Consider the following 14,641-nt stretch of genomic DNA (forward strand, 5'->3'; position numbering starts at 1 on the left):
TTCTAAACCACTCCGGAGGCAACAATCGCCGCTTTTCTGCGTTTACGCGACTGATGGTATGAATCCCAACTAAAAATAGCCAATGCACTCCAAATACACGCAAAGGTAATTACCCGTTCAGCATCAAACACTTCACCATAAAACACCACTGCTAAAATAAACATTAAGCTAGGGCCTATGTACTGAAAAAACCCAAGCGTTGTGTATTGCAATCGCTTAGCCGCGCCAGTAAAACATAGCAATGGCAGCGTAGTCACTATGCCCGCACTCACTAACAATGCATTAGTTAGCCAATCATTCGCTGGTAAATTAGAGGTTTCGGTCGGCACCATTAACCACCAATAGGTCAGTGCCACTGGTAATAATATTAATGCCTCGATTAAAATCCCAGGCAAAGCATCAACCTGTAGCTTTTTACGTAATAAGCCATATAACGCGAAAGATGTCGCTAACGAAAAAGCCACAACTGGAAATGAGCCAAAGCTAATTAGCTGTAACAACACGCCCGTAAAAGCTAAGGCAACAGCAGCACCTTGCAACTTACGTAACCGCTCGTTTAAAAACACCATGCCAAGCAGTACGTTTAACAAAGGATTAATATAGTAGCCTAAACTGGCATCTAGCATGTGGTTGTTATTAATGGCCCATATAAACAACCCCCAGTTAAATCCCAGTAAGGTAGAGGTAACAACTAACATTAAAATAAGTTTAGGTTGGATTAAAATGCGTTTAATTTTATCCCAGTAGCTCAGCACACTCACTACCACAATAAGAAACACCACTGACCAAATAACACGGTGCATTAAAATTTCAAATGCTGACACATGTTGGATCATCTTAAAATAAATAGGTGCTAGGCCCCACATAAAAAAAGCGAGGCAGGCAAAAATGGCGCCCTTTCGCTGCTCGGTATCAATCGACATAGTAACCACTTGGTGATTTAAAAGGCCGTAAGTTTAACCCCCTCTCACTTTTTAGCCAACTAAATACGTGCCCGTTCCAAAAGCAATTTGTACTGACTGCTCGTTGTGCAACTCCATTCGGCACACGCATACTTTATTTCCTGAGCGAATCAGTTTAGCACTAGCAATAAACACCTCGCCTTTACCTGGGCGTAAATAGTCGGTGCGTAAATCTATGGTCCCCAGTGTGGCTAGCTTTTTATGTACACTGGGTAAATCTGCATCGTCTAGTTTTCCTATAACGCTGGCGGCAGCAAGCATTCCACCCACATTATCAAGTACTGCCGAAATAACCCCGCCATGGAGAATTTTTTGCGCGGGGTTGCCTATTAACACATCTTGCCAAGGAAAGGAGATTTTAGCTTGTTCAGTACTAAGCGACTCCACCGCTATTTTTAAAAACTGGTTAAAAGGCATATTATTTACAAACAACGCCCCAACTTGTTCAATCAACATTTCTTTATTCATTATTATTCTCTATGTTTTAAGGTGGTACGATGAGTAAAGCACAACTTTAAGCTGTTGTAACCTCCTCGATTATCATTACCTATGTTTACACCAAGTAATGAAAGCTAAAGACATCCTGACAAAAAACCACTAAAATAGCGCCGATGAATACACTAACTCCCTCTCCCAATACGCTGGTGCGTAAACCCGAAACTGTACTCAAACAAGTGTTTGGTTACAGTGAATTTCGCGACGGTCAAAGTGCAGTAATTGATGCTGCAATTAATGGCCAAGACTCGTTAGTATTATTGCCTACCGGTGGTGGCAAATCGGTTTGTTACCAAATACCCGCACTAGTATTAGAGGGGGTAACCATTGTTATCTCTCCGCTCATTTCTTTAATGCAAGATCAAGTAACTCAGTTACAAGCTCTAGGCGTCAAAGCCGCTTACATAAATAACAGCTTAGCACGTGAAGAACAGCAGCTAGTCTATCAGCAGTTGCATCAGGGGCTTATAAAATTACTCTATGTTGCCCCTGAGAAAGTGCTGCAAAGAGAATTTTTAGAGCGGTTATCGCATTTAAATGTCAGCTTGTTTGCTATTGATGAGGCGCATTGTGTTTCTCATTGGGGTCATGACTTTAGACCACATTATTTTCGTTTAAATGAGCTTAAACAACGCTTTGCAAATGTGCCGATGATGGCACTCACTGCCACCGCTGATAAAGCCACTCGCTTTGATATTGTTGAGCAACTAAAGCTGCAGCAGCCTTATATTCACACTGGCAGCTTTGACCGCCCTAATATTCGTTACACCATAGAAGAAAAATTTAAACCTATGGTGCAATTACTGCGTTATTTAAAAGAGCAAAAAAATCAAAGCGGTATTATTTATTGCACCAGCCGCAAGCGGGTTGATGACATTGCTGAAAAACTTGCCGATGCAGGTCTCAATGCCGCGGCTTATCATGCGGGAATGAGTAACGAACAGCGTCAATTTGTGCAAACCGGGTTTGCTCGTGACGATATTCAAATTGTGGTTGCCACTGTTGCCTTTGGAATGGGAATTAACAAGCCTAACGTGCGTTTTGTACTGCATTACGACATTCCAAAAAGTATTGAAGCGTATTATCAAGAAACAGGTCGCGCTGGGCGTGATGGACTGGCTGCAGAAGCCATTATGTATTTTGACCCCGCAGATATAGGCCGGGTTAGACGCTTTTTTGAAGATATTGACGATGAGCAACGCCGTCGAGTAGAAGAACAACGTTTTAATGCCATGGCCAGTTTTGCCGAAGCGCAGACCTGCAGACGTCAAATATTATTAAACTACTTTAGTGAATACCAACGAGAGCCGTGCGGTAACTGTGATATTTGCTTAAATCCACCAAAAAGCTTTGATGGCACACTGGTTGCCCAACAAGCACTTTCGTGTGTCTATCGTGCACAGCAACGATTTGGTTTAGGTTACATCGTAGAGTTATTGCGCGGCGCTAATACCAGTCGCATTCGTGATAACAACCACCATGAACTCAGCACCTATGGCATAGGTAAAGATAAAAGCAGTGAGTTTTGGCTGAGTATTTTACGCCAACTTATTCACCAGGGGCTATTAAGCCAAGATATAACTCAGGGCGCATCATTACGGCTTACTGAAGCCGCACGCGCTATTTTAAAGGGTGAGTATGCGCTGCAACTGGCTGAACCACGCCTACAAGCTAAGCACGTTTATCAGGATAAATTAGCGCAGTTTAATTACGATAAAAAACTATTCGCTCGCCTGCGTGCATTACGTAAAGAATTAGCCGATGCCGATGACGTGCCTCCTTATGTGGTATTTAACGATAAAACACTGGCCGAAATGGCGCAGCTTATGCCTACAAACGACAGTGAGTTTTTAAAAGTGTCGGGAGTTGGTTTTACTAAATTAAACAAATATGGCGGTGAGTTTTTAACCGCAATTCGACATTATCTAGCAACGCAATAAGCCCCTTATGACCGAACTTGAATACGATCACACACATCAATGTATTATTGTTAAACCAACAGAGCTGCCGCACGATGAAGACTTTGAATTGTGGGGAACGTTTTTTTTGCACAGCGATGAAATTAGCATTAGTGAATTTGCGGCTGGGGCTGATCGTCATCAACTGCGTTTTAACTATGCTAACCACACGTTTAATTTAAATTTTGAACATTACAGTCAAAGTGTATGGATTAACGGCGAAGGGCAAGATGCTGACAACCTATTGGCAGCGTTAACATTTTATTTAAGCTAAGACCAACACCTATTTACCGCTAATACCTTATAATCGCTATAAAAAATAAACTAAATTGGCACTTTTACTTACATATTAATAACAATGATGTAAGCTAAGAGTAAGTGTTTTATTTTGCAAAATAGCGCTAAAGAGGGTCAATGCTAAATAGAAAATGGATTGCACGTAGTTGTTTTAGCCTTTCTATTTCGAGTATGTTTATGCTCAGCGTTTGCGCGCAAGAAACGCCACTAGCCCAAAGCTGCCCAAATGACGACTCATCACAAACTCATGAAATTAATTTGCGTCGCCAAATCGAGTCTCAAACCCCACCGCTTACAACAAATAGTAACGCTAAAATTGCCTCAATTAATCTTAAACAACTTAATGTTTTTAATACCGAACTTGAAGCTGAAAACAACGCACTATTTCGCTTTGCTAACCGTGCACATATACAAACTGAGCCTGAGGTTATTAAAAGCATTTTATTGTTTAAAGCGGGTGATACTTTTAATCAAAAAACGCTAGCGGAATCTGAGCGGCTACTGCGTAAACAAAACTATTTATATGACGCACAAATCATTGCCAACGAAAACTGCGATGGCGATGTTGATGTAACCGTGGTGACTCGCGATTTATGGACTTTATTACCAGAGCTTAGCTTTAGCCGCAGTGGCGGCGAAAATAAATCAAGTATTGGCTTTCGCGAGTCGAACTTATTTGGGTGGGGTAAACGACTATCGTTTGCCCGCAAAACCGACAGTGATCGTAATGGCTATTTATTTGTTTACGATGATCCAAATATCCTATCAAGTCGCTACAGAGGGCGTTTAGAGTATGCTGACAATAGTGACGGCAAGAGTCACTTAATTGAGCTAACTTACCCGTTTTACGCTATTGATACACCTTATAGTTATGGTGCCCTGAGTTACTCGACCCAGCGAGAAGAAGCCCTCTACCTTAGGGGCGAAAAATTTAGTGAGTTTGAACAAACCTCCGATCTAAATCAGGTGTTTTTTGGTCACTCTAAAGCCCTTAGTCATAATTGGACACAGCGTTTAAGCCTTGGTTATATTGATGAGCAACAAACATTTAAAAGCATAGATGAAACCACAGTGCCGCTAGCTGAAAATAGGCAACTTAGTTACCCTTATGTAAGCGGCCATTGGTTTGAAGATAACTTTATAAAAGTGCGTAACTTTGACAGTATTTATCGTACCGAGGATTTAAATTTAGGTTGGAATATCAAAGCTACGTTGGGTTACTCTGATGAATCGATTAGTAATGACGATAGCCGCGCTATTTACTCGTTTAACTTTAACAAGGCACATTTTAGTGGCGATAATACGCTGTGGCGCTTTCACGCTGATATTCAAGGTTATTGGAATAAAGAACAAAAACAGCTTGAAAACTTAATCACCACCAGCCAAATTCAATATTATTTAAATACCAGTATTGATCAGTCTTGGTATGTAAAAGCCAGGCTACAATACGCAAAAAATCTCACCAATGATAAACAGCTTACCCTAGGGGGAGAAACCGGTTTACGCGGTTACCCTATGGAGTTTCAACATGGGGATCGTAGTTTTTTAGTCAGCTTAGAAAAGCGCTACTATTGGGAATATGATTTACTACAGCTATTTAAAGTGGGTGGTGCAGCCTTTGTAGATGTAGGCCGCGCATGGTATAACAACGACTCGAATACCCTGTATCAAGTTGAAAATACCCCTGTGCTTAAAAATGTGGGTTTAGGTTTACGCCTTGCGCCAAGTCGCGCCAATGCAGGTACCATGATCCACCTTGATATTGCTGCGCCACTAAATAAATACAACGATGTTGACTCGGTACAGTGGCTACTGAGCGTCAAAAATTCTTTTTAAATCACTACTGCGCACAAAGCTAAAACGTTAAACTGTGCGCCTATCATTATTGTGAGAATACGTTTTGGAATTAATCACTGTTTTAGAGCTTGTGGGCACACAATATAAATTAATCGTAACCATTATTGCCCTTTTAAGCTTTCCGTTGCTGTTAAAGCTAACTAAAAAATTACTCGAAAAAGCCATTCGAGGTAAAATCGATTTACACCGAAAATACCGTGCAGAGTTACTATTAAAAATAATACTCGCCTTTGTGATGCTGTGTTTAGTATTAGTTTTTTGGGGAATAGAACTGCGTGGTTTACTGGTATTAGGCTCTTCTTTATTTGCCATGCTAGGCGTTGCACTCTTTGCGGCGTGGTCATTGCTGAGTAACTTAACCGCGTTTTTACTGATGTTTATTCAAAATGACTGCCGTGTAGGTTATTGGGTGAGAATTGTGGATGGAGCTAACGCCATTGAAGGGCGTATTATTGAAATGGGGCTGATGAATGTCTTACTCGAACACGTTGATGGCCACAGAGTGATTTACCCTAATAACTTATTTGTTACCCGCCCCGTGTTAGTACTCAATACAGAGCCAAAACCAACAAAAGCACCTAAAATCAAACGCATTATTGGCCCTAAAAAATCATAAATTTAGCATAAAAAAAGCCGTTTTATTAACTAAAACGGCTTTTTAGTAGCTGTTAATAGGTTAGTTATTTAGCTCAGCTGTTTTCAGCTCATCGTCTAAATCGCTTATTTCACCAATAAAACTTTCAAGCTGTTGCTCTACCAAACTATTTGAGTGGGCAAAGTAAGCAATATGAAATACGGCATCGCCTTCATTTACTAGTGGCATGGTTTGCTGACCAATAATAATACCGCTACGTGGGGCAAGCAGTTCAAGCTCAGAGTCGCCAAGCGGGCTACTTATATAAGCAAGCACTTGGCCTTTCATTACTCTTTCACCTAACGATACTTGCGCTCTTACTATGCCATCAACCTCAGCTCGCACCCAACTTGTTGAACCTGCAATAACTGGCTCAGGTAGCTTTTTAGGACGCTTACCACGCATCATTTTTAAATGACGCATAACATAATCAACTCCTTGAACCCCTGCTGCAATTGCAATCGGGTCAAAGCGCAACGCCTCACCGGCTTCGTAGGTAATAACGGGTATACCCAAATTGGCCGCTTCACTACGCAGCGAGCCATTGCGTAACGACGCGTTAATTACTGCTGGTGTGCCAAAGGCTTTAGCCATTTGCGCTGTTGCTTCATCGGCTAAATTAGCGCGTATTTGCGGTAAGTTAGTACGGTGAATCGCACCCGTATGCAAATCTATAATATGCGTACAGTGCACAGCGACTTGGTTAAAAAACATATACGCCATGCGACCCGCTAACGAGCCACGCTCAGACCCAGGAAAACTTCGGTTCATATCGCGGCGATCAGGCAAGTAACGCGACTTATGAATAAAACCAAACACATTCACAATCGGCACTGCGATAAGGGTTCCACGTAGCTGGCTAGGGTCGATTTTAGCCAGTAATTGGCGCACCACTTCAACACCATTTAGCTCATCACCATGTATTGCGGCGCAAACCATCAAGACAGGGCCTTCCATTACACCATTGACCACTTCAATAGGGATATTAAGCGGAGAATGGGTATAAAGCTTTGCAGCTTCCAGCGCCAGTGTTTTTCGCTCACCTACGCCAATACTTTCACCTAATAAGGTAAAAGGACGGTTAATTTTAACCTTTGCCACGTGTTGCTGTTCCTTTCACTGAGGCCGTTTTTTCGATGAAATCAATCACCATACCCGCTATATCTTTACCTGTTGCCACTTCAATTCCCTCAAGGCCTGGCGATGAGTTTACTTCCATAACCAAAGGACCACGAGATGAGCGAAGTAAGTCAACGCCAGCAACGTTTAAGCCCATTGCTTTTGCCGCTGCAACTGCTGTTTTACGCTCTTCTGGAGTAATACGCACCAGTGTAGCACTACCACCACGGTGAAGATTAGAGCGGAACTCGCCTTCTTGCGCTTGGCGTTTCATCGCAGCAATTACTTTATCACCCAATACAAAACAACGAATGTCTGCACCGCCTGCTTCTTTAATGTACTCTTGCACCATGATATTGGCTTTTAAACCCATGAATGCCTCAATAACACTTTCAGCTGCTTTACGTGTTTCGGCCAATACCACACCAATACCTTGAGTACCTTCAAGTAGCTTAATAACAACCGGTGCGCCGCCTACCATTTCTAATAAATCTTTTACGTCATCTGGCTTGCTGGCAAAGCCTGTAACCGGCATACCCACACCTTTACGTGATAGTAACTGCAAAGAACGTAATTTATCGCGAGAGCGAGAAATAGCCACAGATTCATTAACAGGGAACACCCCCATCATTTCAAATTGGCGTAATACAGCACAACCATAAAATGTAACCGATGCACCAATACGTGGCACGATAGCATCGAAATCTTTTAGGTTTTCACCACGATAATGAATTTCAGGTTGTTCTGAGTTTATGTTCATGTAAGAGCGTAACGCATCAATTACTTTCACTTCATGTCCGCGCGCCTCAGCAGCTTCGATTAGACGACGCGTTGAATATAATTTTTTGTTACGAGATAAAATACCAATTTTCATCATTAAAGCCTTAACTAAATGATGTTAAGCATGACGTTAACACTTAACGCTGCTCAACGAATTCTTATAATAAATGTGATAAAGCCGGATCAACGACTATACGATTTTCCATTGCTGTGCGCCCTAACAACATTCTAAACTTCATTGACGCACGACTTGTTAATGTTATTTCTATTGGCCAGCTATATTCGCCTGCATGTAATGTGGTCTCAATAAAATAACGTAATTCTCTCTGGCCACTAGAGCTGGTGACGTACTTCATCTTTTTAACTTTGGCATTGCAGGTAATTTGCGTTTGCTCGTCTTCTTGCAATGGTTGGGCTGTAAATTTAACCCATTTTTCGCCATCTACTTCGTACTCTTCAATATTAATTGCATGAATACAGGAAGTACGCGCACCAGTATCTATTTTTGCTTTAATTTGCTCGATGCCTAGCTCGGGTAAACTTAACCACTCACGCCAACCAACTGTTATTTTTGTCGTCATAAATGTGCCCTTAGTAAAAAAAGTGTTTTATACGCTACAGCCAACAAAATACCAACAAAATAAATTCATCTACTCGATAAGCCGATTTGATTGACCTTTTAAGTTAACTCGTTTAACAATGCACCTTAGCGGGTGCACTTAACCATAGGCTAAAAAACAATTTTTTGTTGCTTAACTCAATTTAACATACGAAAAGTAAAGCTAAATTTTATTTACTTAATTAAATACATTACAGTCAACTGTATTAAAAATATACCATTTATGAGAAATTATTATGATTAACGGCTTACTTCATGCGCTTATTCTTGATGAACAAGGCGGTGCTCGCCCAATAGAAAACAGTAAACAATTACGCCAATGGCAACCCACTGATGGAAAGCTGTGGGTGCATATGGACTACAGTCAAAAAGAAGCCGTTGACTGGTTAAAAAATTGCGGGCTGTTAAACGACTACGAACTTGAATCACTGACCGCAGATGAAACACGCCCTCGTATTACTCCTACAACGAATGGCCATATGCTGTTTTTACGTGGAATTAATTTAAATCCAGCACAAAGCCCTGAAGACATGGTGTCTATTCGCTTATTTATTAATAAAGATGTGGTGATCACTACCCGCAAGCGCCGATTATTATCAGTGCAAGATATTCTAACCTCATTAAATAATAACGAGGGGCCAAGCAGTATTTCTGAACTGGTGTGTACATTAGCGCAGAAACTCACTTCACGTATGCAAACGGTAATAGATGAACTAGATGAAAGCTTAGATGAGTTTGAAGAAGAAATTGATGAACCCAGTAAAAAGTTTGATAACCAGGGCTTGTCGCAACTTCGCCGTCAAACAATCGCGCTAAAACGGTACTTAAAACCACAAAAAGAAGCGTTAAGCAACATGGTTAATCATCATTACCCATGGCTTTTTGACGAAAATAAAGCCAAGCTAAATGAAACCACCAACTTACTTATTCGCTATTTAGAAGAGCTCGATAGCTCAATAGAGCGCGCGCAAGTTATTCAACAAACCATTACTAACCAAGTGTCTGAGCAATTAAATCAGCGTATGTATGTGATGTCGGTAGTGGCGGCTTTATTTTTACCGCTGGGATTTTTAACTGGATTATTAGGTGTCAACGTCGGCGGTATACCAGGGACAGACAGCCCCTATGCATTCACTGCATTTGTCGTTTTTTTGGTTGTTTTGACTGGTGGCATTGGTATTTACTTTAAAAATAAAAAGTGGCTGTAATTACAGCATAGCTCCAACAAGACACAAAAAAGGCGAACATTATTGTTCGCCTTTTGCATTAGACACCCTTACTCTTGAAAGTAAGTGCCCCAACCGTCGTATTCTACATCACATTCAACCGCAAGCTGCGCAAGCTTATCAACGTCTTCCATTATAACGTCAACATCTAATTCGGCTTCAACAACAATGTCAAAGCTCCAAATTTTTTCGCCGTCTTCAAGCTCAAGTTCTGCTGGCTCTTCTACATCGTAACCTAGTTTAAACGCAGCAAGTGCAGCTTGTTCTAACTTAGTAAAGTCTTCACATACAAAGTGGTGTTCTACTTCATAAAGAATTTCCGGATCGGAACCATCTTCAAGTAATGAAGTTACGATGTCTTCACTTATTTCACGCCAGTTTTCCATTATTTCTCTCTCACTTGAGCATCTAATTCTGTTATTTTAGCAGCCATAATGCTGTGCACACTTTTAGCATGTTCACGGGCACTGATACTTTTATCAAGTGCTATGGGGGCTAACATTTCGATGTAAATTGTACCATTATCCCAACGATTTAGTTTAATGGTTTTATCGGTTGTGTTCATACATACTGGCACAATAGGCACCTCTGCACTCATTGCCGTATGAAACGCACCGGTTTTAAAAGGGAGTAAACCTCGACCATAACTGCGCGTCCCCTCAGGGAACATCCACACCGATAAGCCTTTTTGTCTTATTTTAGCCGCTGCTTTAGAAATAGTGCCTGCCGCTTTTGAACGATTCGCTCTGTCGATTAAAATATTACCCGACAACCAATACAGCTGACCAAAAAATGGGATCCACTTCAGACTTTTTTTGCCAACACTCACACAGTTTTTTGGCACCATAGCTGGAACAGTAAATAAATCATAGCTATTTTGATGATTCGCTACATACACAGCGGGTCCCACCTTAAGCGCATCGGGATGATATTTTAGTTCTAATTTAACCCCAAGCATTTTAGCCATTGAGCCAAACCAACTTGCAATAACATGCACATTATTAGGGTGAAATGGTCTAAATATTGATAATAACAAACCAAAAAAACAACTTAATAATATAAACAACAGCATTATTAAAATACGTATAACAGCTAGCAAGTGCGCCTCTCCAATATAACCACAATTATGTATTGCTTTATTATAACGTTATTTTATTGCGCAGACGAGAAAATAGCGCACAAGCGTGCGCTGAAATAAAACAGTCATAAAAAAAACGGCTTACCTGAGTAAGCCGTTGTCTAGTTTAGTCTAATTTTTCGAGTGTATTAACTTTGCTCTGCGTCTGAGCTTGGCTCATCTACTTGCTGAGGTGTTAACTCTACAACGGCTTCATCAACGCGCTGCAAGCCACGAGGTAACTTATTGCCTCTTCGGCCTCGCTCACCATGATAATGTTCAAGGTCACTCGGCTTAAGGGTTAATTTACGCTTACCTGCATGCAGCGTTACACTACTGCCTTGCGGTACAACGGCTAATACTTTTACAAACTCTTCGCGGGCTTGCACTTTCGCACCCGGAATAGAAATAATTTTATTGCCTTTACCTTTACCAAGCTTAGGTAAGTCACGCAGTGGGAATAACAACATCCGTCCTTCATTGGAAATCGCCATACAGTAGTCAGTAGCCACGTCGTTAACGCGAATTGGCGAAAGTAATACCCCACCTTTTGGTACACTCACCAACGCTTTACCGTTTTTGTTTTTACTCACTAAATCTTTAAAGTCTGTAATAAAGCCATAACCAGCGTCGGAGGCCATTAACAACACTTGAGCGTCTTCACCCATAACTACGTGCTCAAAGCTTGCGCCCGAGGTTAAGTTAAAGCGCCCTGTCATTGGCTCGCCTTGGCTTCGCGCTGAAGGGAGACTATGAGCATCAGTGGCAAATGCACGGCCTGCTGAATCTAAAAATACCGCTGGTTGATTACTTTTACCTCGAGCAGATGCCCTATAGCCGTCACCAGCGCGATAACTTAATCCTTCTACATCAAGGTCATGACCTTTACCAACCCGTGCCCAGCCTTTGTCTGATAACACCACGGTGACTGACTCTGATGGTATTAAATCTTTTTCGCTTAGTGCTTTAGCTTCTACACGCTCAATCACTGGCGAGCGGCGATCATCACCATACATTTCTGCGGCTTCTTGAATTTCTTTTTTCAATAAGGTCGACATGCGACGGTCTGAGCCCAGTGTTTGCTCTAATTTGTCACGCTCTTTCGCCAATTCATCTTGCTCACCACGAATTTTAAACTCTTCAAGTTTTGCTAAATGACGAAGTTTTAATTCTAAAATGGCTTCTGCTTGAATATCGGTTAAATCAAAGCGCTCCATTAATAAAGGTTTGGGCTTATCTTCAGAGCGGATGATTTCTATAACTTCATCAATATTTAAAAAGGCAGCCAGTAAACCTTCTAAAATATGTAATCGTGCCAGCACTTTATCAAGTCGATATTGCAAGCGACGACGTACCGTTTCGCGTCTAAAGGTTAACCACTCGGTTAAAATACTACGTAAATCTTTAACTTGTGGACGGCCATCTAAGCCGAGCATGTTTAAGTTTACGCGGTAATTTTTTTCAAGATCGGTAGTCGCAAATAAGTGCGCCATTAATGGCTCAGCTTTAATTCGGTTTGAACGCGGCACAATCACAATACGGGTCGGGTTTTCGTGATCAGACTCATCACGTAAATCGGCCACCATCGGCAACTTTTTAGCATTCATTTGCGCTGCAATTTGCTCAAGTACTTTTGCACCCGAACATTGATGCGGTAACGCAGTAATAACTATATCGCCCTGCTCTTCACAATACACAGCGCGCATTTTAATTGAGCCACGACCGGTTTTATAAATTTTGTGAATATCAGCTTTTGGAGTAATTATTTCAGCATCAGTTGGATAATCAGGCGCATGCACTAAATCCAATAACTCTTCGAGTTCTGTTTTTGGTTTATCAAGTAATAAACAACAGGCACTGGCTACTTCACGCACATTATGCGGCGGTATATCGGTTGCCATACCTACCGCAATACCGGTGACACCATTAAGTAATATATGCGGTAAGCGCGATGGCAATACTAATGGTTCATCCATGGTGCCGTCGAAGTTTGGCGTCCAATCAACAGTCCCTTGGCCTAACTCTTTAAGTAATACTTCAGAGAATTTAGATAAACGCGCTTCGGTATAACGCATTGCCGCAAACGACTTCGGATCATCTGCAGCACCCCAGTTACCTTGACCATCAACCAAGGGGTAGCGATAAGAAAACGGCTGCGCCATAAGTACCATAGCTTCATAACAGGCACTATCACCGTGAGGATGGTATTTACCTAATACGTCACCCACGGTACGGGCTGATTTTTTATACTTTGCATTCGCCGATAACCCCAATTCACTCATCGCATAAATAATACGACGCTGAACTGGTTTGAGGCCGTCACCAACGTGCGGTAAGGCACGATCCATGATCACGTACATTGAATAATTTAAATAAGCGTCTTCGGTAAAACGCCCCATTGTTTGCTGTTCAATTCCTTGCATTAGCAAGGTATCTGTATCACTCATTAAAGCTTACCTAGTTTTTCTTATAGCTTACGCGGTAAATTACGTTTGCGTAATCATCGCTTACCAATAGACTGCCATCATTTAATTGTGCAAATGCAACAGGGCGTCCAAATGTTGTTTCGTCTTGCATAAAGCCGGTGATCAATGGCGTATAGTTAGTTACTTTGGCATTTTCTATGGTTGCCACAGCCACTTTATAACCGACCTTTTTAGAGCGATTCCATGAACCATGCTCAGCAACAAATAACTGTTGTTTGTAGCTATCTGGGAACTGTTTGCCGGTATAAAAATGAATACCTAATGGCGCAACATGCGCCCCCAATGCCAATGCAGGTTGAGTGTAATCAGCAATATTTTTGCCTTCACCAAACTCAGGATCAACAATAACGCCACCATGCACGTATGGAAAACCAAAGTGCTCTTCTTCCTTAGTAATACGGTTTAGCTCATCGGGTGGAATATCATCCCCCATCATGTCGCGGCCGTTATCGCTAAACCATAGCATTTGCGTACTAGGATGAAAGTCAAAACCCACCGTATTACGTACACCTTTGGCTAAAGTCGTTATTTCTTTGGTATCGGTATTTAACGAAAAAATACGGCCAAAGCGAGCATCTTCCTCACAAATATTACACGGTACGCCCACGGGAATTATCAGCTCGCCATTTGGTGCAAAGCGCAAAAACTTCCAACCATGGTGACGCTCTGAGGGTAAATCGCTATAAAACACTTCATACTCAGGATTTTTGAGGTGTTTATCGATATTTTTAAAACGAATAATACGGTGCACTTCACCGACATATAAGTCACCGCCTTTAATTGCTAATCCCGAGGGCATATTTAATCCCTCTGCAATCACTATTTTTTTATCTGCCACGCCATCGCTGTTATGGTCAATCAGTGCATATACATTACCCGCCTTACGCGACCCTGCATACACTATACCTCTGCTTGATACTGCAATTTGCCGTGCATTTTCAACATCATCAGCAAATAAGCTGATTTCAAAACCCGGTGCAGCGGTCAGCTTGTCGAGTATATTTTTCGCCATCACTGGCGATGATATTAAGCCGAGTAACAACAGTGTGCTAAATAATTTATTCATTTGCCTCTCCTGCTTTAAGCCCAAA

The 14,641-nt window shown here is 41.6% G+C and carries 14 protein-coding genes; 5 read left to right on the plus strand and 9 right to left on the minus strand.

Going from position 1 to position 14,641, the window contains the following annotated elements:
• Positions 1-2: 2 nt before the first annotated feature.
• Together rarD and B1F84_RS12880 are read right to left on the minus strand one after the other, a co-directional pair.
• On the minus strand, positions 3-923 hold the full coding sequence (gene rarD, locus B1F84_RS12875; RefSeq protein WP_131691663.1) for an EamA family transporter RarD: 921 nt from the start codon (positions 921-923) through the stop codon (positions 3-5).
• Positions 924-974: 51 nt separating this feature from the next.
• The gene (locus tag B1F84_RS12880; RefSeq protein WP_076918432.1) at positions 975-1,430 is read right to left on the minus strand and encodes a thioesterase family protein; all 456 of its coding nucleotides are present in this window, start codon (positions 1,428-1,430) and stop codon (positions 975-977) included.
• 143 nt (positions 1,431-1,573) lie between these two features.
• Here B1F84_RS12880 and recQ point away from each other — a divergent pair, with 143 nt between their 5' ends.
• The 4 genes from recQ (at position 1,574) to B1F84_RS12900 (ending at position 6,185) form a co-directional block, all read left to right on the plus strand.
• Positions 1,574-3,397 carry a DNA helicase RecQ gene (gene recQ / locus B1F84_RS12885; RefSeq protein WP_131691664.1) on the plus strand — a complete coding sequence of 608 codons (1,824 nt, stop codon included), beginning with the start codon at positions 1,574-1,576 and terminating at the stop codon, positions 3,395-3,397.
• Positions 3,398-3,404: 7 nt separating this feature from the next.
• Positions 3,405-3,689, plus strand: a complete 285-nt coding sequence (locus B1F84_RS12890; protein WP_010391549.1) for a DUF3630 family protein — start codon at positions 3,405-3,407, stop codon at positions 3,687-3,689.
• 140 nt (positions 3,690-3,829) lie between these two features.
• Positions 3,830-5,548 carry a POTRA domain-containing protein gene (locus tag B1F84_RS12895; protein WP_131691665.1) on the plus strand — a complete coding sequence of 573 codons (1,719 nt, stop codon included), beginning with the start codon at positions 3,830-3,832 and terminating at the stop codon, positions 5,546-5,548.
• A 64-nt stretch (positions 5,549-5,612) separates the two neighbouring features.
• Positions 5,613-6,185: a mechanosensitive ion channel domain-containing protein gene (locus tag B1F84_RS12900; RefSeq protein ID WP_131691666.1), complete on the plus strand. Its 573-nt coding sequence runs from the start codon at positions 5,613-5,615 to the stop codon at positions 6,183-6,185.
• A gap of 60 nt (positions 6,186-6,245) precedes the next feature.
• On the opposite strand, the gene B1F84_RS12905 is transcribed toward B1F84_RS12900, so the two are convergent.
• From B1F84_RS12905 to B1F84_RS12915, 3 genes are all read right to left on the minus strand, one after another.
• Positions 6,246-7,304 carry a succinylglutamate desuccinylase/aspartoacylase family protein gene (locus B1F84_RS12905; RefSeq protein WP_131691667.1) on the minus strand — a complete coding sequence of 353 codons (1,059 nt, stop codon included), beginning with the start codon at positions 7,302-7,304 and terminating at the stop codon, positions 6,246-6,248.
• A complete protein-coding gene (rimK, locus tag B1F84_RS12910) occupies positions 7,291-8,196 on the minus strand; it encodes a 30S ribosomal protein S6--L-glutamate ligase (RefSeq protein ID WP_008467750.1) in 906 nt (301 codons plus the stop codon). Before rimK ends, B1F84_RS12905 begins: the two co-directional genes overlap by 14 nt.
• Positions 8,197-8,260: 64 nt before the next feature.
• A complete protein-coding gene (locus tag B1F84_RS12915) occupies positions 8,261-8,683 on the minus strand; it encodes an ATP-dependent zinc protease (RefSeq protein WP_008467748.1) in 423 nt (140 codons plus the stop codon).
• A gap of 274 nt (positions 8,684-8,957) precedes the next feature.
• Here B1F84_RS12915 and B1F84_RS12920 point away from each other — a divergent pair, with 274 nt between their 5' ends.
• On the plus strand, positions 8,958-9,929 hold the full coding sequence (locus B1F84_RS12920) for a zinc transporter ZntB (protein ID WP_131691668.1): 972 nt from the start codon (positions 8,958-8,960) through the stop codon (positions 9,927-9,929).
• Between the two features lie 68 nt (positions 9,930-9,997).
• Here B1F84_RS12920 and rraB read toward each other — a convergent pair whose 3' ends face one another.
• The 4 genes from rraB to B1F84_RS12940 form a co-directional block, all read right to left on the minus strand.
• A complete protein-coding gene (gene rraB, locus B1F84_RS12925; RefSeq protein ID WP_008110603.1) occupies positions 9,998-10,333 on the minus strand; it encodes a ribonuclease E inhibitor RraB in 336 nt (111 codons plus the stop codon).
• Entirely contained in the window at positions 10,333-11,046 is a 714-nt protein-coding gene (locus B1F84_RS12930) for a 1-acylglycerol-3-phosphate O-acyltransferase (protein ID WP_024600806.1), read from the minus strand. Before B1F84_RS12930 ends, rraB begins: the two co-directional genes overlap by 1 nt.
• Before the next feature lie 167 nt (positions 11,047-11,213).
• Complete coding sequence (parC, locus tag B1F84_RS12935) at positions 11,214-13,511, minus strand: DNA topoisomerase IV subunit A (protein WP_131691669.1); 2,298 nt, start codon at positions 13,509-13,511, stop codon at positions 11,214-11,216.
• Between the two features lie 10 nt (positions 13,512-13,521).
• Positions 13,522-14,616: a PQQ-dependent sugar dehydrogenase gene (locus tag B1F84_RS12940; protein WP_024600808.1), complete on the minus strand. Its 1,095-nt coding sequence runs from the start codon at positions 14,614-14,616 to the stop codon at positions 13,522-13,524.
• Positions 14,617-14,641 lie beyond the last annotated feature (25 nt).

This window comes from Pseudoalteromonas sp. DL-6, from assembly GCF_004328665.1.
Classification (GTDB): Bacteria; Pseudomonadota; Gammaproteobacteria; order Enterobacterales; family Alteromonadaceae; genus Pseudoalteromonas.

What these genes read in the sequence shown, in the direction of transcription:
- rarD (WP_131691663.1), bottom strand. Translation starts at nt 923, where the DNA reads ATGTCGATTGATACCGAGCAGCGAAAGGGCGCCATTTTTGCCTGCCTC.
- rraB (WP_008110603.1), bottom strand. Translation starts at nt 10,333, where the DNA reads ATGGAAAACTGGCGTGAAATAAGTGAAGACATCGTAACTTCATTACTT.
- B1F84_RS12940 (WP_024600808.1), bottom strand. Translation starts at nt 14,616, where the DNA reads ATGAATAAATTATTTAGCACACTGTTGTTACTCGGCTTAATATCATCG.
- parC (WP_131691669.1), bottom strand. Translation starts at nt 13,511, where the DNA reads ATGAGTGATACAGATACCTTGCTAATGCAAGGAATTGAACAGCAAACA.
- B1F84_RS12915 (WP_008467748.1), bottom strand. Translation starts at nt 8,683, where the DNA reads ATGACGACAAAAATAACAGTTGGTTGGCGTGAGTGGTTAAGTTTACCC.
- recQ (WP_131691664.1), top strand. Translation starts at nt 1,574, where the DNA reads ATGAATACACTAACTCCCTCTCCCAATACGCTGGTGCGTAAACCCGAA.
- B1F84_RS12920 (WP_131691668.1), top strand. Translation starts at nt 8,958, where the DNA reads ATGATTAACGGCTTACTTCATGCGCTTATTCTTGATGAACAAGGCGGT.
- B1F84_RS12895 (WP_131691665.1), top strand. Translation starts at nt 3,830, where the DNA reads ATGCTAAATAGAAAATGGATTGCACGTAGTTGTTTTAGCCTTTCTATT.
- B1F84_RS12880 (WP_076918432.1), bottom strand. Translation starts at nt 1,430, where the DNA reads ATGAATAAAGAAATGTTGATTGAACAAGTTGGGGCGTTGTTTGTAAAT.
- rimK (WP_008467750.1), bottom strand. Translation starts at nt 8,196, where the DNA reads ATGAAAATTGGTATTTTATCTCGTAACAAAAAATTATATTCAACGCGT.
- B1F84_RS12890 (WP_010391549.1), top strand. Translation starts at nt 3,405, where the DNA reads ATGACCGAACTTGAATACGATCACACACATCAATGTATTATTGTTAAA.